Here is a 20,935-nt window from a genome sequence, read left to right as displayed (position 1 = left end):
TTTTCAATTGATTGATAGCAAAAAATGAGTGAAATAATAATTGCGTTGTTGAAAAAACTCTTGACAAAAGGAGTAACTGTATTATGGGAAAATAAAAACAGCTTATCTCTATACTTAAAAACTTTGTTTTGGAAGTATCGCAACAAAGACATTAGATTTTCTATCAGTTATCTGTTTAGGATTAAGATTCCTGAATCAAATAATTATTTACTTGTTCCAAATAGGCGAATAAGTAATCAATTACAACCAGTAGGCGGAGTCTATAAAAGGTATGGTGATGACAAACTCTTTGAAAAATGGGGCTACATACCTGACAATAAGAAAAACGGTCTTGATGTTGACAAAGATAGCGATGGAGACTTGAGGTTTAGAGTTAAAGGCAAAAACTGTATTAAAGTTATAAAATGGTTTGAAGAAGCGAAAGAAAGAGAGGTAAGCGCAGAAAGAGAATTCTATGAGGAACTAGTCAATACAAATATTCTTCCTTTAGATTTATTTCATCACATAAAATATAAGCATCTTAAACGATTTTCTAAACATTTAAAATGGAGCAATCATCATAGTTGTTATGAAATACTTATTTACGACATATTTGAACTTATTCCAAGTCCAGAACAAATTAAATCGCTTAAAAATCTTAGTAATAAAGATAACAACTTAAAAAAGGGGTTTGCTATTGTTAGTTGTGATGATATTGAGCAATTAAGATTAATGAAAAATGATAAACAAATTGCCCGTATAGGTGAACATACAAAATTAATTATAAACAAAACGTTTTAATAATGATAGACATATTTAGAAACTATAAGCTTCAACGAGAGGAGCTATTAGCAAGAATAGCACAAGAACTGCAATTAGACAAGACAAGATTAGAACGAATGGAACAAGCTTATAACGCAGTTTCTGAAGTTTTAAAAAAAGATGACACTTTCTTCAAAGACTTTGACATAGAAATATATGCTCAAGGGTCTAAAAGAATAGGAGCATCAATCAAACCTATAAATGGCGATGATTTTGATTTAGATACTGTTTTACATATTTATGATGTATATGTAAATCACTCACCAGAAAAAGTATATAATGAACTCGTTCGTGTTATTGAGAACGATGCATATTATAAAACAATATGTGAAAGAAAGAGTAGATGCGTACGCTTAAATTACAAAGGTGATTTCCACATGGATATTTTGCCTGCATGTATGCCTGATTACTTTGATAAGGAGAAGATTGCAATTCCTGAAAAGAAACTTTTAAATTGGTCTTCAGGGAATCCTAAAGGTTTTGCAAATTGGTTTTTAAGCATAGCAAACTCAGTTAAGCAATCTTTATTAAAGATGTATTCAGAAGCTCTATTTGAGGCAAAAGTAGAAACAGAGCCATTACCAGAAGAACTTTACAACAAAACTCCTTTGCAAAGGGCTGTACAACTTATTAAAAGATGTAGAGACATTTATTATCAAGATAAGGACTTTCCTGTCTCAAGCATTGTACTTACAACATTAATTGCTAAGTTTTATAATGGTGAAGATTCAATTTATGATACTATTGATAATACAGTTTTTAAAATTAAAAGCAGTTATTTAAATTCAATAACAACACATCAAAGATTTAAAGTTTTTAACCCTGTTAACCCAGAAGAAGATTTTACAGATTCTTGGACAAATAAACATTATGATAGCTTTTATAGTTTTATAAACAACTTCTATACAAAATGGCAAGAACTAAAAGAGTCTTTTGAAATAAGTGGAAAAGAATATATTGAATTATTTGGCGAAGGTGTTTATAAAAAATCATTGTCTGAACAAATTATGATGTTTTCAAAAAACACTGATGACATAGTAACTAAAACAAGTGGAATTATTCTTCAAGGAAATGCACTAACAAATTCCAAAGGAAATATTAACACTAGAGAAGGAATAAAAAATGAACCTTATCACGACTTTGGAGAATAAAAGAATTAATGATAATAAAGCTAATTGCTATACCTTCCTTAATGTAGAAAAGTATCTTGTTGAGAATTACTTCGATTGGATAAAACTTGAAATATCACATAATAAAAAATACCTAGTTGGGAAAGGTTCAATTTTAATTGGTGTAAAAACTTATAGAATAGAAATTTTATATTCTCCCCATTTAGAAAATAGGTATGACAGAATATATATAAAAGATAAATCTATTAGTCATAATCATGCTATACATCTTTATGGTGATTTGAGCTTATGCCTTTATCATCCAATTATTGATAAACCAATATATGGGTCTATACCTTTGTATAAAATAGTTCCAAGAATCACTGAATGGATTATAAATTACGAGCAATGGAAAAAATACGGAATTTGGCTAGGGAAAGAGATAAAACATTCTTTTTAAAAGAACTTTTAATCTGTAACTATACTCAGGCTTATAACTAATTGAAATATTTAATCCCAATAAAAAAATCTCTTTCTAAACAAATCAATTATATAGATTTTTGGGTCTTCATGTTTTTGCATTTCATTTATATCTATGTTAATATTGAGTCTACTATCAAACATTTGCTTTATTATTGATAAAGAGCCTGATTGAAAAAATAATTGTAAATGACCATAGGTTATGCCAGTGAGAAGAAACTCTAGGTCTTTCATGAAAAACTTTTCTACAATATCAATTTTAGCAATTTCATGCACAGCTTTGTACGGGTCTTTTAATTTTAAAATTCTATCATACAAAGAGGTATAATAACTTATTATTTCGTGTGGGTATATTTCATACTTAGAACCAATAAACGAACGAAAAGGAGCAGTCTTTGTTAAGTCAATTAATTGACTAATATAATTTCCAAAACAACTTACATTGAATAAGTGTAAGTTGTTCTTTAGTTTACTGTTAATAGGTGTCAATATTTCAGTTAATTCCTGCCAAGAAATTATATCATCATTACTTAGAACAAGTTTCTTTTTATCACTACTACCATGAGCCTCAATATGTAGTATAATTTTATCATTTGAATTTACACTTTCATAAATAGTGTTAACAGCATTTAAAAAATCTTCTTTATTTGTGACTTTTTTAAATTCAAGTTGAATTTTTGCATTATAATAATCGTTATAGGGTTTAATCGAATCTTTAAAGATTTCTTCCCCTGTTTGGGGTTCATTAATTGGTATACTTTCAATTAGAAATATTTTATTTAAAGCATATTTATTAATCATCTTTACAAGTAGTTTAAATTCTATTTAATCTTTCAATGGCTTTGTAGTATGTAAAGTCAAATTCCATAGAATTTTCACCGTTTTTAATATATTCTTCAACAAATTCTGTAAACTCATCTAAAAACAAAGAAGGATTGTCCGATTTTTTTGTTAATTCTGGTGATTTGAGGAAAATCAAAAAATCTTGATAAGACCCAAATATAGATTTACTTAATCCATCTAATACTACCTTGTTGTTTTTTTCATGTCTAAAAGATGATTGAGGTTGAATAAAAATAATTAATGTGTCATCCAAATGTTTTGTGATAAAACCCTTAAAGATAGACTTAGCTTCTTCAAGGTAACCTTGGTTTTTAGTCCAATATGTACCATTAGTACTTTCCCAATTAGATACATAGCAATTATATAAAAGATGCCAAAAATTAGCATCAATTTTATCAATCGATTCTGTATGCTTTTTTAAATAATATGTTAAATAATTTCTAACAGTTTCCTTTTCAATAATTTTGGAATTGTGTTCAATTCTATCATCAATATAATAGCAAAAAAGTGATTCGTATTCATAGGGAGTTTCGGCAGAATCTAAAATTGATTTAAGAAAATCGCTTAATTTTTTTTCATCATTATTATAAAACTTCTCAAGAATAGCATAGTTATCACTATTTAAGTTTGTCCATAATATATCATAGTCAAAGCCAAATTTATTCCTTTTTCCATAAATATCATTACTTTCAAAATTTGCCATATAAAACATAGCTTTAATATATTTCTCATATTCGCTTTTGTCTTGAAGTTCATAAACTTTGGTATCACTTAAATAATATTTGGCATTATCTAATTTACCATTGTTAAACCAATCTGTCATTTTTATTTTAATATCCTCAATATTCAATGACATTACATTATTAAATTCAACAATGGATAACTCATTTAAGCTTAATTCATCTTTAAAATACTTGTAATAATTTATTTCATAGGATATGGATAAGTTGTTTTTTGCGGAACTTAGTGTTGAAAATAAGCCATTAAGCAATGATGCTATGCTTTTTAGGTCATCATTATTGTATGAAAAATTGTTTTCTATATAATCTTGAATTTTTGAATTTTCAAAGAGATTGTCAAATGAACTATTTTTTGTTTTGTCTTTAGGCTTTAAAATGTATTTTGGGTTTTTGTAGCTAGAGAAATTGTAATCTTCCTTTGTGATAAAATCGTCTCTATGGCTGAATAGGAGTGCATAAACATTGTAAAACTTATATTTTATAAGTTTTAATATGAAATAATCTCTTAACAAAACCTCATTTTTGATTTCATCATAATCAACAATAAAAGAATTGATAAACCTTTTAACGTCTCTGAAATTTTTTAAAACTCTAGTTGATTTTTTAATTTCTCCTAAAGGAGAATATCTGCTAATATCTTTTTTCAGCAATTCATTTATGTCATCTTTCTTGTCTTCAAAACGTTTTAATAGTTCTTTAGATAAATATGTGTTTATCTGAATACTAGTTACAGGTAATAATTCTAACTCTTTTAGGAATATTTTTTCAGAGAACTTTTGAGGTTTAGGTATTTTGTGTTTTTTTAATGATTCAACTAGATATTCTCTATCATAAGCAACAACATAGGTAAATGTATCAAAACCACCCGTATTTCTAATTAGTTTCAATATTTCAAATATTTCATTGGCTTGTAATCTGTCAAAATCATCAATAAAAATAATTACTCTTTTGTTAAGGTTTTTTAGCAATTCGTTTAAGTACTTAAATTCATCAGTCAGGTTTTTTTCAAAAAGAAGATTAGTGCTTTTTAATAATGATTCAGTAATACTATTATTATGAAGATTCAATACTGAGTTGCCATATTTCTTTATGCTTTTAGAAATGTCAACACTATATTGTTTCAATTCTGATTCAAGAGTATTAAAATAGTCTTGAACAATTGAATCTAACGATATATTTAACCATGGATTGAAATCAATTATTATATTTTTATTATGTTGGTCATCTTTAAAATTTTCCTTTATTAAATTTAAAAAAGAAGTTTTTCCACTTCCCCAAGCACCCACAATTCCGATTGCGATAGATTCTTCTGATTTTAATTCTTGGATTTCTTTGTAAATTCTTTTTGCTTTAGATTTTCTTCCTAATGCATCATCAATACTACTTGAAATACTGGTATCTAAAAGAAGCCTACTTGAGTTTTTTGTAGGTTTGGTGTTCGGTTTTGAATATTGTATGATTTTTAAAATTATTGGGGCTAAAAAGAGCAAAAAAGGTATATCAAAATACTTTAACCAATTTATTGTAGAAAAGGAAAGAAATAACTCTATTTTGGAAATTCTGAAATAGAGATATATAGTTAAAATTATTATACAAAAAATGACTTGTGAAAGCTTTACATAATAGCCTTTTTTTATTTTCTTAAATGTTGAATGCAATATGCTAGCTAAAACAATCAAAAAGATTATGTCAGCTAATATACTACTCTTTGCATTACTTAAAATTGGAGAAATCACAAGCTTATTGTAATACTCAAAAACAAAATCAGAGAATAAAGTAAAAACACTTGTAAAGAAAAGTATGTATTTTAAATCATCAAAAACTTTTTTGAGTTTATCGTTTAGTTTGGTTGGGTTTTCATTGCTTGCCATAAATCAAATATATTTAAGAAAGATTACTTAAACTACTAAAATACCATCTCTTATCTATGTAATAATTTTTTTACTCAACAATACAAAGAATTAAATAAAAAAATAAATATTTTTACAACTCAATTTTTCAAAATTATATTTAGCGTGAATAAATTTATTACAGGTAAGGATTTAGAGGATTCAATTTATAACATCATTTGGTATGCTGAACGCACATTATTAATTGTTTCACCCTTTATTAAACTGGATGATTACTTCAAAAAGCTGTTTGACCATCATCAAAACAATCCAAATATTGAACTAATTATAGTTTTTGGTAAAAACGAAAAAGAAATAAAGAGAAGTATGAGTAAATCAGATTTCGATTACTTTAAAAAATTTCTCAATATTAGTATAATTTATGTTCCTAATCTTCATGCTAAATACTATGGCAATGAAAGTATGGGAGTAATTACTTCTATAAACCTTTATGATTATTCCTTTATAAACAATATTGAGTTTGGTGTCTATTCGGAACAAAGCATACTAAATAGATTTTCTAAATCAGCAGATAATGAAGCTTGGAATAAATGCTTATGTATTGCAGAAGAAAATGAAGTTGTTTTTATCAAAAGACCTATGTATGAGAAAAAGAAACTCATTATAAATTTAGGCAAGAACTTCATAAAGTCAGAAGTTTTATTGGATAATACCGAAAAATTTTATGGGTATTCAAAGAAAAATACAGAGACAACTAAACGACTGAACGACTTTCCTGATGAGCTAGAATTTGGAGCAGTTAAAACAGAAAGACCAGATAGAGAAGAAATACCCGAATTTGGTTATTGTATTAGAACAGGAGTAGAAATACCATTTAATACCAAACAACCAATGTCAAAGTCAGCTTGGAAAATTTGGAATGAATATGGAAATTCTGATTTTTCAGAAAATTATTGCCATAAAACAGGCGAGAAGTCTCATGGTAAAACTTCAATGAATAATCCCATATTAAAGTCATTATAATTTAATATCAAAAACATCTTTTAAAGGTATTTCTAATGCGATAGCTATTTCAGAGATAGTTACAACATTTGGAGTAACTACTGCTTTTTCAATTTTATACAAATATTGCCTGTCTTTACCTATTAATTGAGCCAATTGAGTTTGAGTTAATCCTTTTGATTTTCTTAAATAACGAACCCTTTCTCCAATTTTTATTGGAATAGATATCTTTAATTCATTAATCTGTTTTTCAGATAATTCAATCATATTGTAAAAATCCAATATGATTAATACTTACTTGTAACCTTAAATAACTACATTTTTAATTATATTTGAATCTATGTTAACTCAAATCAAGTATAATGTTCAACAAACCTCTTTCTTTTAATGGTCGTATTGGTAAAGTAGAATATTTAATTAGCTTCTTAATTTTTTGGATATTGGCTATTGGATTAACTGTTTTAGCTAACCAAGAAAACTCAAATATCTTATCACTTATTAAACTTATAATATCGTATTTTTTCATAGCCCAAGGAGCAAAAAGATGCCACGATATTGGTCGTAGCGGATGGTTTCAATTAATCCCTTTTTATTTTATCTGGATGCTTTTAGCCAAAGGAAAACAGCCTATACAAATATGACAAATAAACATTTTAACATCATTGCCAATGTCATTATGATTGTATTAATATTTTACATGATTTTTATTGAAAAATCTTGGCAAACATTTTTGATAATCGGTTGTTTTTGTATTACTCAAATTACCAAGGATAAAAATATTTTATGAGACTACTAATAATAATTTTGTTTATTACAACACAAATAAACTATGCTCAATCTAATGAAGTGCTAAAAAAGAATATTGAGAATGATTCAACAACCGCAATATTTTATTATGATAAGGGTGTTGAAAAAATTGAATCCGAAGATTATAATGGAGCATTACTAGACTTTGATGAAGCTATTAAGTTTAACCCTAAGTGTGCTGATTGCTATCATAACAAAGCTTATGTTAAAGACCAATTAGAAGACTTTATAGGAGCAATTGAAGATTATACCATAGCCATTATGCTTAACCCAAATGATGATACTGTATACAACAATAGAGCGATTTTGAAATCTTTATTTGAAGCCTATGAAGGAGCATTACATGACCTTGATAGAGCTATTAATATTAACCCTAATGATGCTGAATATTATAATAATAGAGGAGTTGTTAAACAAGACATGGGGAATATTAAAGGTGCAATTGAAGATTATACTAAGGCTATCGGGCTTAATTCTAATAATGGATTGGCTTATCATAACAGAGGATTGTGTAAGCAAAAATTAAAAGATTTTGATGCAGCTTGCATTGATGCTGAAAAAGCAAAACAACTTGGTTATGATGCGGAAGAACTTATTGAGGCTGTTTGTAATTAAAGTCCGTATCTAGTTAACCAAAAAATTTATAAAAAAATTTTTTCAGTTCGGGGCAAATTAGGGTCTATCCATAAATACGCCCTCTTGTTGTCAAGGGAAAAATCAACTTCTTTTGATAGGTGGCATTCGTTGTTTTTATAATCCAAACTGAATTTTTGAAATTTTCCTATCTCAAAGCCTCTTAATGCTACCTACGGACACTATTTATACTTATATAGTATTTATGCCTATGAAATATTTTTAAGTAATCTGTAAAGTAATAAAGTACCTAGCTTTGCTTCATTTGCCATGCCTTTTGTCAGAGGTTATTTTATTAATTAAAGACCATAAGATAAATGTCATAACAAACTGACCGTACATAAACCGTACAAAAACAAAAAAGCATCCCAATCTTCTATAAAGAAAAAAGGAAAGCTTTCCATCGGTTCAACTACGTAAACCACCCCATTTTACTGGGACAACACAACTTCTTAAAAGTGCCAAAAAAAGCCCTAATCTCTTAGAGCTTTTTAGCAATTTTAGCGGTCTGGACGGGACTCGAACCCGCGACCTTCGCCGTGACAGGGCGACATTCTAACCAACTGAACTACCAGACCGTTGCTTTATTGCGGTTGCAAATATACATGCCTTTTTTTATATCACAAATGTTTTTTTATGTTTTTTAATTTTATTTTAACTCAAACGAATTTTTGACGCTCTATCAGGTATGTTGTTAGGATCGTATTAAAATCTTTATTGATGTCGGCTTCCACATAATTTATTTTGTACTGTCCACATTTTAAACGCAATGCATTAAAATAATCACGAACCGCTGTGGCATAATTTTCTTTAATGGTATCGGCATATACATTAATATACTCACCTGTTTCAACATCTACAAAACGTCTGGGCGTATTATCAAAATTAAAAGCATATTCTTTTTCTTTATCAAATACATGAAATAAAATAACTTCGTGCTTATTATATTTTAAATGCCGAAGTGCTTCAAAAAGCTTAGTATCTTCTTCAGTGGTTTGAAACATATCTGTAAACAAAAAAACCATGGACCGTTTATGAATATTTTCAGCTATTTCATGAAGATACTTATAAGTGGCAGTTTGTTTATTCACAGGTTTTGAAACTACTGTATGACTCAGCTGATTTAATAGCATCTGATGATGGCGTTCGCTTCCTTTTTCTGGCGCATAAAAATCATAGGCATCACTATAAATACTTAAACCAATGGCATCTCGTTGCTTTTTAAATAAATACATTAAAGATGCCGAGGCTAATGCTGAAAAGGCAATTTTGTTTAAATGTTGTATCGAGACATTTGATATTTCCGGATAATGCATCGAGCTACTATTATCAATAATGATGTGGCAACGTAAATTGGTTTCATCATCATACCGCTTGGTGTAAAGCTTATCTGTTTTGGCATATAATTTCCAATCTATATGGCGCGTGCTTTCTCCTTGGTTATAGATTTTATGCTCTGCAAATTCTGCCGAAAACCCATGAAACGGACTTTTATGCATGCCTGAAATAAATCCTTCCACCACTTGTTTGGCAAGTAATTCTAAGTTTTTAAATCCTTCAGCTTTATTAAGTTCGTGTTGTAAGTTCATAATCCCCAGCTAACCTCCCAAAAAGGAAGGAACTATTCTAATCGTAAATCCAAATTCGTAAATCGCAAATTACAATACTTTATCTACGATACCATAAGCAACTGATTCTTCGGCCCCCATCCAATGGTCTCTATTAAAATCTTTCATTATTTTATCAAAAGATTGACCACAGTTATCAGCCAATATATTAGCACTCAATTCTTTTGTGATTATAATTTCTTTCGCTGTAATCTCAATATCACTAGCCTGACCTCGTGCACCTCCACTAGGTTGGTGTATCATCACTCGTGCATGCGGTTGAATAAAACGTTTTCCTTTTGTGCCAGCTGATAATAAAATGGAACCCATAGAGGCTGCAAATCCGGTACAAATCGTAGAAACATCACTATTTAATGATTTAATACAATCATAAATTGAAAAACCTGAGGTTACATAACCTCCAGGACTATTGATGTACAAATGAATGTCTTTTGTTTCTAAAGTATCTAAATACATCAATCTGTCAATCACGTGCTTTGCCGACTTATCATCTACTTGACCCCAAAGGAATACTTTACGTTCTTCTAATAACTTACTATCTATAGCGTCTTGAACTTTTACTTTATTACTCATATTTATTAATTTTTAACTAAAATAAAAAAAAGGTTTGCCATAACGACAAACCTTTTTATTTTTCTTTTTCATTTATATTACAATAGCGAGTCAATAGCTTCTGTATAAGCTGTTTTAGGTGCAACACCTACTTGACGACCAACAACTTCTCCATTTTGAAAAACCAAAACTGTTGGAATGTTACGTACACCATATTTTGCAGCAAACTCTTGGTTTGCATCTACATCTACTTTTCCAACAACGGCTTTGCCTTCATACTCTTCACTAATTTGCTCAATGATTGGCCCAACCATTCTACATGGCCCACACCAAGCTGCCCAAAAATCTACCATTACAGGTTTACTACTTTTCAACACAGTTTCCTCAAACGTTGCATCTGTTATTTCTAATGCCATAATATTTATATTTTACGTGTTTAACTTTATTATTAAATATATTTTACGTGTTTAACTTTATTATTAAAACACAAATTTAGTCAAAAAAATCTCTAAAGCTTACAAGCTAACAATTTGTTTTCCTTATAACCTTATTGTTTAGGGTTATACTGATTGGGTACACCCTTTTTATAAAAATGTCAGACCGTGCACTATATCTTTTTGTTTTTGTAAAAAACAAAAATGGTACCGTTCCCACCCTTTGTGCAAAAAACTATTTATCAACCTTCGAATTTACTTTTTTCTTTTCAATTGTTCTTTTCTCTTCTTTCTTAATATAATCTTTAATTTCATCACAATCTTCATCAGTAAGGACTCCAATCTGATTATTTCCAAATTCAATGTTTTCAATAAAAATTTCAGTTCCTTTCCCAACTCTATCTTTTAATCTTCTATCATAAAGCTGAGGATGTTTATTTATTTCATTATTTGTTCCCTTAAAATTAGAACTAGTAATAACATTATTAATGGTTACAGAATGAAAGCTTGAGGCTCTAAAATCACAACCTCCAAATAAATCTAACTTGGAAAAATCTATATTCTCTAAATGCGAGCATAAGAATTTTCCTGAAGTAAATGAACATTCTTCAATTGAGATTTTGTTGATATATGATGCTGAAAAATCAACCTGATAAAAAGTGTTATTGTCAAAGTTTACATTTTCTATTTCACATTCTAAAAAAGATGTACTTGAAATGTTACAAGATTTCATCGAAGAATCTTTTATAACACCAAAATGAAAAATTACACTACGTAAATCAGAATTAGATAAGTCAGAATCAAAAATCCTGGAAGTTCTAAATATTGACCCTGAAAGATTTGCATGAGTTAGATTAACTTTTTTTAAACTAGGCAAATAACAAAATACTAAATTAGCTTTATTTAAATTACATTCATCGAAATTAATTCCTAATAAATTTGTGTGTCCTAAATTCGCATTTAAATTGCTATAAATATCCTGATTAAAATCTCTCTTAAACAAATAGTTTATAATTGTTTGTATTGCCGTATGGTTAATGTCATCTGCAGTTTTGTTGTAAATGTCTGCATTCGATCTGATATAACTACAAAGAATATTAAATACGATTTCTGCATAATCCTTTTTATTTTCTTTTGCTATCTGATGTAATTCGGCAATACCCCCAAGAATAATTGGCTCTTTTTCACTACCTAGATGTTCAATTGCATTTTTGAATCTTTCATCAATTTGTGATTTTCTCGATAACTCAAGTTGCTTTGTTTGATTTTCAATAGATTCACCTTGTTTCTCCACTCCTCTTTCCATTGCCCTAGCTCTTCTAAGGGAAACATATAAACCATAAATAACAGCTAAAGCACCCAAAATACTAAGAATTATTTTAAATAATTCTCCTTTAGAATTCTTGTCATCAGGAAAAAGATAAATTGAAAAGAATTCAAAATTACTTTTCAAAAATTGGCAATAATAAAAATCATAAATTATTAACGCAATAAATAAAAATACAAGAAATGAATATTTTAAAGATTTTTTCATCTAATTCAATTTAAAAGGCACATCTTGATTCTCTAATTCCTTAAGCAATTCTTGGGATATTTTTACTTTTTGCCTTCTACTTGGCATACTCAATTTTATTTTTTCAACATTATCATAAACCACAAAATTAAGCATGTGATTCCCAGGATGCATATGCATTAACTCTTTTAATTGAGATATTTTTTCTTGTTTCAAATCTTCAATATTTACTTGTATAGACAACTTTTTAGCATAATTTTCCATAACATCATGCAATAATTGGAAACTGTTAAACTGTAAACGGGGCTCACTCATTTTACCAGTTTCTTTATTTGCCCAACCTTCACGTATTAAGGTTTTTACAAACACAAAATTATTTTTCATTAAAAAATGTCTGAATTTTAGATATTCTTCACCAAAAATTCGAAACTCAAAACTATCCGTATAATCTTCTACCGTAAAAGATGCCCAACCCTTGCCTTGTTTGCTTACGCGATGCTGTACATCGGTCACTACACCTCCAAAAACCAATTCTCTATTTACATATGCATTTAAATCCTTAAATAAGGCTAAACTGGCATTGCAAAATGTCGTCATTTCAATTTTAAAATCGTCCAGTGGATGTCCCGAAATGTATATCCCAACGACTTCTTTTTCTCGCGCTAATTTTTCCATAGTACCCCATTCTTCACAAGGAGGCACTTGCGGTTCGGCTATTTGCACGTCACTAGCATCACCAAACAAACTTACTTGAGCAGAGTTTTCATTTTCTTGGTGTTTATTACCATAACGAATGGCTTTTTCTAAAAAAGTAATACCATCGCCATCATCATGAAAATATTGTGCGCGATGCGTGGTTTTAAACCCATCAAAACCACCAGCTAATGCTAAGTTTTCAAAAGCTTTTTTGTTAGCCGCCCGTAAATCGATACGTTTTGCGAAATCGAAAATGGATTTATAATGCCCTTCTTTTTTTCTATTCTCAACAATGGTTACTACAGCTCCATGACCAACCCCTTTTATGGCGCCCATTCCAAAACGCACGGCATTATCTTTATTTACAGAAAATTTGTAATAAGATTCATTTACATCTGGCCCCAATACATTTAATTTCATGCGTTTACATTCTTCCATAAAGAATGTAACCTGCTTGATATCGTTCATATTATTGGACAACACTGCAGCCATATATTCTGCCGGGTAATGTGCTTTTAAATAAGCTGTTTGGTATGCAATCCATGCATAGCAAGTGGAGTGCGATTTATTAAAAGCATAACTCGCAAAGGCTTCCCAATCTTTCCAAACTTTTTCTAAGACTTTAGCATCATGTCCATTGGCACTTGCTTGTTCAACAAATTTTGGTTTCATTTTATCGAGTACCGCAATTTGCTTTTTCCCCATAGCTTTACGCAACACATCGGCTTCACCTTTGGTAAATCCAGCTAATTTTTGAGACAGCAACATCACCTGCTCTTGATATACCGTAATACCATAAGTTTCTTTAAGGTATTCTTCCATGGCTGGTAAATCATACTGAATCTCCTCATCCCCATGTTTTCTTCGGACGAAACTCGGTATGTATTCCATGGGCCCTGGGCGATACAAGGCATTCATGGCAATTAAATCTTCAAAAACAGTAGGTTTTAAATCTTTTAGATGTTTTTGCATACCAGGTGACTCATACTGAAAAACCCCTACGGTTTCACCTCGTTGGAATAACTCATATGTTTTTTCGTCGTCAAGTGGAAACGTGTCTGGGTCTAATAGGATATCGTGCTTAGCTTTTACAATTTTAACGGTATCTTTTATTAAGGTGAGTGTTTTTAACCCCAAGAAGTCCATTTTTAATAACCCAGCTTCTTCAACGACCGAGTTATCAAATTGAGTGACATATAAATCGGAATCTTTTGCCGTAGCAACGGGAACGAATTTGGTAATATCATCTGGCGTAATGATAACTCCACACGCGTGAATCCCTGTATTTCTAAGAGAGCCTTCAAGAATTCTAGCCAAATTAACCGTTTCGGCTTCTAGATTGTCGCCCTCCGAAATATTGAGCAATTGATTGACTTTTTCTAAATCTTCCGCTCTAAACTTACTGCTTAATTCCTTTTCCGTCAAACCGAATATTTTATCCAATTTGGACATGGTTGGAATTAATTTGGCAATCCTATCGGCATCAAACAACGGCAAATCTAACACCCGAGCGGTATCACGAATAGACGATTTAGCCGCCATAGTACCATAGGTAATAATTTGTGCTACCTGATTACTGCCATATTTATTGATAACATAGTCCATAACGCGCCCTCTACCTTCGTCATCAAAATCGATATCGATATCGGGCATACTAATACGGTCTGGGTTAAGGAAACGCTCAAAAAGCAAGTTGTATTTAAGAGGATCTATATTGGTAATCCAAAGACAATAAGCGACTACCGAACCTGCTGCCGAACCACGCCCTGGTCCAACGGATACATTCATTTTTCTAGCTTCGCGAATGAAATCTTCCACAATTAAAAAGTAACCCGGATAGCCTGTCTTTTCAATAACACTTAGCTCAAAATCAATACGCTCTTTAACTTCATCTGAAAAATTTTCTCCATAGCGTTTTTTGGCACCTTGAAAGCTAATATGCCGTAAATAGGCATTTTCCCCTCTTTTCCCTCCATCTTTTAAATCTTCTTCATTTTTAAAAGCTTCAGGAATATTAAAAGCTGGCAATAAAACTTCTCGCGCCAAGTCGTAAGCTTCAACCTTGTTTACAATCTCTTGAATATTAGAAATGGCCTCAGGAACATCTTTAAATAAGGCTTTCATGTCATCTGAAGACTTAAAATAATAATCCTGATTTGGCAATCCATAACGATACCCACGACCTCTACCTATAGGTGTCGCTTGCTTTTCTCCATCTTTTACACATAACAAAATATCATGGGCATTGGCATCTTCCTTTTTTCCATAATAGGTATTATTTGTAGCAACTAACTTGATATCATGCTTTTTTGAAAACTCAATTAACACGGAGTTGACACGATTTTCATCTTCTTGTTTATGTCGCATAACCTCAATATACAAGTCGTCACCAAACTGTTCTTTCCACCAAATCAAGGCTTCTTCGGCTTGATTTTCCCCAACATTTAAAATCTTGCTAGGGACTTCACCATATAAATTTCCGGTTAAAACAATCAGGTCTTCTTTATAGGTCTCAATAAGTTTTTTATCAATTCTTGGTAAATAATAAAATCCATCCACAAAGGCATGGGAAGATAGTTTTGCTAAATTATGATAGCCTTTTTTATTTTTGGCCAAAAACACAATTTGATATCCATTGTCTTTTCTGGTTTTATCGGTATGATCTTCACAAACAAAAAACTCACAACCCAAAATGGGTTTAATTTCTTTAGCTTTTGGCGTATCCCCTTTTTCTATAGCAGCTTCATTTTTTGCTTTTACAGATCTATTATGGTTAGTAACTGCTTTTACAAAATGAAACGCCCCCATCATATTAGCATGATCGGTTAAGGCAACAGCAGGCATGTTGTGTTCGGCAGCGGCAGCAACCAAATCTGTAACACTCATGGTCGATTGTAATACCGAAAATTGGGAATGGTTATGAAGGTGTACAAAATCAACGTCTTCTAAATCTGAAATATTTTGTTTAATTTCCTCCGAAGAAATCTGATTGACCTCTACTTTTTTAAGGCGCTCCCGTATTTTTGCACTTTCCTGCTTTAAGTTGATATGCTTTAAGCCAATAAGCTGAATCGGTTTAGGATTTGCTTCATTAAAATTTTGAAAATAATCTGGCTGAACATCTAATTGCTCTTTGGTATATTCCCCCAAACGAACCAATTCAAAAAAGCAACGCGTAGTTGCCTCTACATCGGCAGTCGCATTATGTGCTTCTGCAAAAGGCACATTAAATAAATATTCATGTAATTCTGTAAGTGTTGGCAATTTAAACTTACCATAACGACCTCCCGGAATTTGACATAATTCGGCGGTATGTTCTGTACACGTATCCAAAACAGGTAATTCTTGTAAAGGGTTTTCAATATGACCTCTTACAAATTCAGCGCCCATAATATTTAAGTCGAACTTCACATTTTGTCCAACTACAAATTTGGTTTTACTTAAAGCTTGATTAAATTTTTCTAAAACTTCATTTAAAGGTATGCCTTGTTCTTGAGCTAACTCCGTAGAAATACCATGAATTTTTTCTGCATCATACGGTATATTAAAACCATCGGGTTGCACCAAATAGTCCTGACTCTCAATACAATTACCCATAGCATCATGTAACTGCCATGCAATTTGAATACAGCGTGGCCAATTATCGGTATCGGTTATGGGTGCATCCCATCGTTTTGGTAAACCAGTAGTTTCGGTATCGAAAATTAAGTACATTCAGTAAGTTTATTTGTTGATTCGTTTAGAGCAAAACGAAGTGTATAAAATTACAGATAATTTCCCCTTCTTTAAAATGAAGTTTTGAAGAGTTTTGAACAAAAGGCAAATTTCAAACAGATTAAATGAAATTCATTTTAAAAGGTTATTTTTGAAACCATGGAACAAAACATCATGAAAATTAAACTTTTAGCTTTAGGTCTTGTCATATCCTTTTTAAACTGTCAAGCACAAAACATTCCCCTATATATAGGCACCTATACTGACGGTTACAGCGAAGGCATTTACAAATTACAATTTAACCCAAAAACGGGAGAACTTACTGATTTGCAATTAGCAGCAGCTACTCAAAGCCCATCATTTATAGCATATTCACCAAATAAAAAATACATATACGCTGTAAATGAAAGTCTTGACGGTTCTGTTTCTTCTTATAAAATTCAAGAAAATGGACTGTTGAAATTTTTAAATAAAGTAAATAGTCATGGCAACGGTCCTTGCCATATTTCATTAAACAAACAAGGTAACAAAGCGGTTGTATCAAATTATGGTGGTGGCACAGCATCTATATATAGCATTTCAAGAGATGGGAAACTCAATGAAGCATCACAAATTTTTGATTACAACACTGTAGACAGAAAATCTCACGCACATTCCGGTCAATTCTTTAGAGAGGAATTGTTTATTGCCGATTTGGGCATGAACGCCTTATACCGATACAAATTAAAAAATGATACCTACGAACTAACTGCTCCTTCCATTATTAAAATGTCTGGAAATCCAGGACCTAGACATTTTGCCATCACAAAAACTGGACAATTCATATATATCATCAATGAATATGGTAACTCTATAACCTCGGTTAAAAGAACAGAAAGTGGTTTTGAACAGATTGATTATGATTCTACTTTAGATGAAACCTATAAAGGTAAAAATTCTTGTGCAGATATTCATTTATCTAAAAATGAACTTTACATATATGGCTCTAATAGAGGTGAAAATTCCATTGTTGTTTTTAAACGAAATAAATTTGATGGCACTATTGAAAAAATCCAAACCATGCCAGTTCATGGAGATTGGCCAAGAAACTTTACACTAGATCCAACAGGGAAATTTTTACTGGTAGCCAACCAAAAAAGTCACAATATAAATGTTTTCAGTATTGATTTGCCCACAGGAAAACTGACTTTTTTAAATGAAGTCAAAGTGCCTTCTCCTGTTTGCTTATTATTTTAGGTAGCTATATAAAAAACGCAACCAAAAATGGTTGCGCTGATATTAACTAAATTCTACTATACTAATTACGACACGAGTTCTTCATGAACTTTTTCTGTATTAATTGCTGCCTGAATAGCAGATTTGTGCTTCAATAAAAGCGAGTCAATTGTTGGAGGCAAAGTTCTATCTTTTAAAATCTCTTTATACTCTTCCAAGCTTGCCTCTTCTCCTCTAATAGCTTCTTCTAAAATAGCCTGTTCATTATTGGAACTAAACAAGGATTTTAAGCTCATCCAATTTCTGTGGACTGTTCCTTTAAAACTTCCCGAGTCTTCTGGCAATTCACCATAACGTAAAATCTCTGTTCTTAACTCTTTAGCAAACTCACTTCTTTCATTGGCTCTGCGTTTAAAAAACATTTTTAATCTATCGTTTTCAACATTATCAATAGCATTTAAATAGCCTTTTTCAGCATCATAATTTTTAATTAACAATTCGTTTAACTTGTTCGAAATTTCTTCTGTGTACTTCATAATATTCATTTTCATTTTAAATTTCATGTGTTTGTTTTCATTGTTTTCAAAAGTCATATATAACCTTTGAGTATTAAACTAATTATTAAACACAAATAAATAATTTGCTTAATCATGTGGTGTCAATAAATCCTTTAGAAGTCTATTGTTTTCACATCACTCTTAATATAAGATAAAAAAGCCTTCAAGTCAAGCGATTTAACAGTGTTTATGATAATTTAAGAGTATTTAACATTATACAATTACTAGTATTTTAAAGACATTAAAATGTTGATAATTAAAAAAATATAGTATCTTTGCACCCTTATTAATAACCGAGGTCGAGAACCTCAAATAATTAATTATTATGCCAGTAAAAATTAGATTACAAAGACATGGTAAAAAAGGGAAACCTTTTTACTGGATCGTAGCAGCAGATGCACGTTCAAAAAGAGATGGTAAATACCTTGAAAAATTAGGTACTTACAATCCAAACACAAACCCAGCTAGTATAGATTTAAATGTTGATGGTGCCGTAACTTGGTTACAAAACGGTGCGCAGCCAACAGATACAGCTAAAGCCATTTTATCTTATAAAGGTGCTTTACTTAAAAATCATTTAGCCGGTGGTGTTAAAAAAGGAGCTTTAACTGAAGAGCAAGCTGAAGCTAAATTTACTGCTTGGTTAGATGAAAAAGCAGGTAAAGTTGGAGCAAAAACTGATGGTTTGGCTAAAGCACAAGCTGAGGCAAAAGCAAAAGCTTTAGAAGCTGAAAAAGCTGCTAATGAAGCTCGTATTGCTGCTGCAGTTGTTGCAGAAGAAGTAGCTGAAGAAGTTGAAACAGCTGCAGAAGAGGTGGTTGAAGAAACAGCTGAAGCTGCTACTGAAGAAGCTCCAGAAGCTAAAGAAGAATAAAAAAACAGTAATTTTTTATACTTTTAAACTCCGATAATTCATATCGGAGTTTTTTGTGCAAAATAGTTTTGTACATTCCCTTGTTGAAGGGGATCTTACGATTTAAAAATATTAAGATTTCCGTCTTCACGGAAATAAAAAAAACAACGACTCTCAATGAAAAAAGAAGATTGCTTTTATCTAGGAAAAATTGTTAGAAAATATAGTTTTAATGGCGAGCTGCTTATTAAACTAGATACAGACGAACCCGAACTTTACGAAAACCTAGACGCTATGTTTATTGATGTTCGAGGTAACTTTATCCCATTTTTTATTGAAAGTTCTCAACTCCATAAATCAGATTTATTACGTGTACAATTTGAGGATGTTACAAACGAGGCCGATGCCGATGCTTTAATAAAAAGCGAGGTGTATTTACCTTTAGAATTTTTACCAAAGTTAGAAGGTAATAAATTTTACTTCCATGAAGTTATTGGTTTTACTATTGAAGATAAAAACTACGGGGAAGTTGGTAAAATTGTTTCTATAAACGATACTACAGCCCAAGCACTTTTTGAAGTCGAACATGATGATAAACAAATTTTAATTCCTATGAATGATGAGTTTATTGTTAAGGTTGACAGAAAAAACAAAACCATTATCGTAGATACTCCTGAAGGGTTAATTGATTTATATTTGTAATTTGAAGCCCTTTAAATTTAAAGAATTCGAAGTAAACCAAGACAAATGTGCCATGAAGATTGGTACAGATGCGGTATTACTTGGTGCTTGGACATGTTTAGAAAACAATCCTTTTTCCATTTTAGATATTGGTGCCGGCACTGGTGTTTTATCCTTAATGTTAGCCCAAAGAAGTCAGGCCGAAATTATCGATGCCATTGAAATTGATGATGATGCTTACGAGCAGTGTGTAGATAATTTTGAGCAATCCCATTGGGGAAACCGATTGTTTTGCTACCATGCTTCTTTAGAAGAATTTGTAGAGGAGATTGAAGACACCTACGATCTTATTATATGTAATCCGCCCTTTTATAGCGAAGATTACAAAACAGAAAATACCCAACGTGATTTGGCGCGTTTTCAAGATGCCATGCCTTTTGAACATTTGTTGCAAAGCGTCTCTAAACTCCTTTCAGAAAACGGTGTTTTTTCGGTCATTATTCCTAATAGAGAAGAGGCTTTGTTTATAATGCTTGCTTCAAAATTCAATCTATTTCCAAATAGACTATTGCATGTTAAAGGCCATCCAAATTCTGAAATTAAACGAAGCTTAATAGAGTTTTCTTTCCGCAAAAGCGATATAAAAATAAACGAACTTGTTATTGAAACCGAAAGACATCAATACACACCAGACTATATCTCTCTTACCAAACATTTCTATTTAAAAATGTAATCAAATCAATATAGATTAATTAAATTTGAGAGACTCATATTAACGATTCCTTAAAAGAACAGGTGGTTTGTTAATTATTTTCTTTTTAAAAAAA

At 30.9% G+C, this 20,935-nt stretch carries 19 protein-coding genes and 1 tRNA gene; 10 read left to right on the top strand and 10 right to left on the bottom strand.

Annotated features, from left to right (window positions below; all coding sequences use genetic code 11):
* Window positions 1-24 precede the first annotated feature (24 nt).
* The 3 genes from DKT72_RS09830 to DKT72_RS09820 are packed head-to-tail and all read left to right on the top strand — an operon-like array spanning window position 25 to window position 2,370.
* Window positions 25-780 (top strand): SMODS-associated NUDIX domain-containing protein, encoded by a 756-nt coding sequence (locus tag DKT72_RS09830; RefSeq protein ID WP_111308561.1) that lies wholly within the window; start codon window positions 25-27, stop codon window positions 778-780.
* Between the two features lie 2 nt (window positions 781-782).
* A complete protein-coding gene (locus DKT72_RS09825) occupies window positions 783-1,952 on the top strand; it encodes a nucleotidyltransferase domain-containing protein (RefSeq protein ID WP_111308560.1) in 1,170 nt (389 codons plus the stop codon).
* Window positions 1,924-2,370 carry a type II CBASS E2 protein gene (locus DKT72_RS09820; protein ID WP_111308559.1) on the top strand — a complete coding sequence of 149 codons (447 nt, stop codon included), beginning with the start codon at window positions 1,924-1,926 and terminating at the stop codon, window positions 2,368-2,370. The genes DKT72_RS09825 and DKT72_RS09820 overlap by 29 nt, the downstream gene beginning before the upstream one ends.
* A gap of 50 nt (window positions 2,371-2,420) precedes the next feature.
* On the opposite strand, the gene DKT72_RS09815 is transcribed toward DKT72_RS09820, so the two are convergent.
* Complete coding sequence (locus DKT72_RS09815; protein WP_111308558.1) at window positions 2,421-3,191, bottom strand: hypothetical protein; 771 nt, start codon at window positions 3,189-3,191, stop codon at window positions 2,421-2,423.
* A 13-nt stretch (window positions 3,192-3,204) separates the two neighbouring features.
* Window positions 3,205-5,844, bottom strand: a complete 2,640-nt coding sequence (locus tag DKT72_RS09810) for a KAP family P-loop NTPase fold protein (protein ID WP_111308557.1) — start codon at window positions 5,842-5,844, stop codon at window positions 3,205-3,207.
* Window positions 5,845-5,988: 144 nt separating this feature from the next.
* Between DKT72_RS09810 and DKT72_RS09805 the strand changes: the two genes are divergently transcribed.
* On the top strand, window positions 5,989-6,846 hold the full coding sequence (locus tag DKT72_RS09805) for a phospholipase D family protein (protein ID WP_111308556.1): 858 nt from the start codon (window positions 5,989-5,991) through the stop codon (window positions 6,844-6,846).
* On the opposite strand, the gene DKT72_RS09800 is transcribed toward DKT72_RS09805, so the two are convergent.
* Window positions 6,841-7,092: a helix-turn-helix domain-containing protein gene (locus tag DKT72_RS09800; RefSeq protein ID WP_111308555.1), complete on the bottom strand. Its 252-nt coding sequence runs from the start codon at window positions 7,090-7,092 to the stop codon at window positions 6,841-6,843. The two genes, DKT72_RS09805 and DKT72_RS09800, sit on opposite strands and share 6 nt — an antisense overlap.
* A gap of 95 nt (window positions 7,093-7,187) precedes the next feature.
* On the opposite strand from DKT72_RS09800, the gene DKT72_RS09795 reads away from it, so the two are divergent.
* Together DKT72_RS09795 and DKT72_RS09790 are read left to right on the top strand one after the other, a co-directional pair.
* Complete coding sequence (locus DKT72_RS09795; RefSeq protein WP_111308554.1) at window positions 7,188-7,466, top strand: DUF805 domain-containing protein; 279 nt, start codon at window positions 7,188-7,190, stop codon at window positions 7,464-7,466.
* 142 nt (window positions 7,467-7,608) lie between these two features.
* Complete coding sequence (locus DKT72_RS09790) at window positions 7,609-8,247, top strand: tetratricopeptide repeat protein (protein WP_111308553.1); 639 nt, start codon at window positions 7,609-7,611, stop codon at window positions 8,245-8,247.
* 522 nt (window positions 8,248-8,769) lie between these two features.
* On the opposite strand, the gene DKT72_RS09785 is transcribed toward DKT72_RS09790, so the two are convergent.
* From DKT72_RS09785 to dnaE, 6 genes are all read right to left on the bottom strand, one after another.
* Window positions 8,770-8,843, bottom strand: a tRNA-Asp gene (locus tag DKT72_RS09785).
* Window positions 8,844-8,924: 81 nt separating this feature from the next.
* Window positions 8,925-9,854 (bottom strand): DUF58 domain-containing protein, encoded by a 930-nt coding sequence (locus DKT72_RS09780; RefSeq protein WP_111308552.1) that lies wholly within the window; start codon window positions 9,852-9,854, stop codon window positions 8,925-8,927.
* 69 nt (window positions 9,855-9,923) lie between these two features.
* Window positions 9,924-10,466: a ClpP family protease gene (locus tag DKT72_RS09775; protein ID WP_111308551.1), complete on the bottom strand. Its 543-nt coding sequence runs from the start codon at window positions 10,464-10,466 to the stop codon at window positions 9,924-9,926.
* A gap of 77 nt (window positions 10,467-10,543) precedes the next feature.
* Window positions 10,544-10,861, bottom strand: a complete 318-nt coding sequence (gene trxA / locus DKT72_RS09770) for a thioredoxin (RefSeq protein ID WP_111308550.1) — start codon at window positions 10,859-10,861, stop codon at window positions 10,544-10,546.
* Between the two features lie 253 nt (window positions 10,862-11,114).
* Complete coding sequence (locus DKT72_RS09765) at window positions 11,115-12,413, bottom strand: pentapeptide repeat-containing protein (RefSeq protein WP_111308549.1); 1,299 nt, start codon at window positions 12,411-12,413, stop codon at window positions 11,115-11,117.
* Window positions 12,414-16,802 carry a DNA polymerase III subunit alpha gene (gene dnaE / locus DKT72_RS09760; protein ID WP_111308548.1) on the bottom strand — a complete coding sequence of 1,463 codons (4,389 nt, stop codon included), beginning with the start codon at window positions 16,800-16,802 and terminating at the stop codon, window positions 12,414-12,416.
* Window positions 16,803-16,976: 174 nt separating this feature from the next.
* Here dnaE and DKT72_RS09755 point away from each other — a divergent pair, with 174 nt between their 5' ends.
* Window positions 16,977-18,038 carry a lactonase family protein gene (locus DKT72_RS09755; protein ID WP_162623285.1) on the top strand — a complete coding sequence of 354 codons (1,062 nt, stop codon included), beginning with the start codon at window positions 16,977-16,979 and terminating at the stop codon, window positions 18,036-18,038.
* A 65-nt stretch (window positions 18,039-18,103) separates the two neighbouring features.
* Here DKT72_RS09755 and DKT72_RS09750 read toward each other — a convergent pair whose 3' ends face one another.
* Entirely contained in the window at window positions 18,104-18,553 is a 450-nt protein-coding gene (locus DKT72_RS09750) for a ferritin-like domain-containing protein (RefSeq protein WP_111308640.1), read from the bottom strand.
* A 346-nt stretch (window positions 18,554-18,899) separates the two neighbouring features.
* Here DKT72_RS09750 and DKT72_RS09745 point away from each other — a divergent pair, with 346 nt between their 5' ends.
* The 3 genes from DKT72_RS09745 to DKT72_RS09735 all read left to right on the top strand — a co-directional run bounded on the left by DKT72_RS09745 (window position 18,900) and on the right by DKT72_RS09735 (window position 20,841).
* Entirely contained in the window at window positions 18,900-19,448 is a 549-nt protein-coding gene (locus DKT72_RS09745) for a 30S ribosomal protein S16 (protein WP_111308546.1), read from the top strand.
* 156 nt (window positions 19,449-19,604) lie between these two features.
* Window positions 19,605-20,129 carry a ribosome maturation factor RimM gene (gene rimM / locus DKT72_RS09740; RefSeq protein WP_111308545.1) on the top strand — a complete coding sequence of 175 codons (525 nt, stop codon included), beginning with the start codon at window positions 19,605-19,607 and terminating at the stop codon, window positions 20,127-20,129.
* A gap of 52 nt (window positions 20,130-20,181) precedes the next feature.
* On the top strand, window positions 20,182-20,841 hold the full coding sequence (locus DKT72_RS09735; RefSeq protein ID WP_111308639.1) for a tRNA1(Val) (adenine(37)-N6)-methyltransferase: 660 nt from the start codon (window positions 20,182-20,184) through the stop codon (window positions 20,839-20,841).
* Window positions 20,842-20,935: the final 94 nt, after the last annotated feature.

This window comes from Confluentibacter sediminis, assembly GCF_003258355.1.
Classification (GTDB): Bacteria; Bacteroidota; Bacteroidia; order Flavobacteriales; family Flavobacteriaceae; genus Confluentibacter; species Confluentibacter sediminis.
The sequence above is the reverse complement of the archived record's forward strand: the minus strand, read 5'-3'. Positions and strand labels throughout refer to the sequence as shown.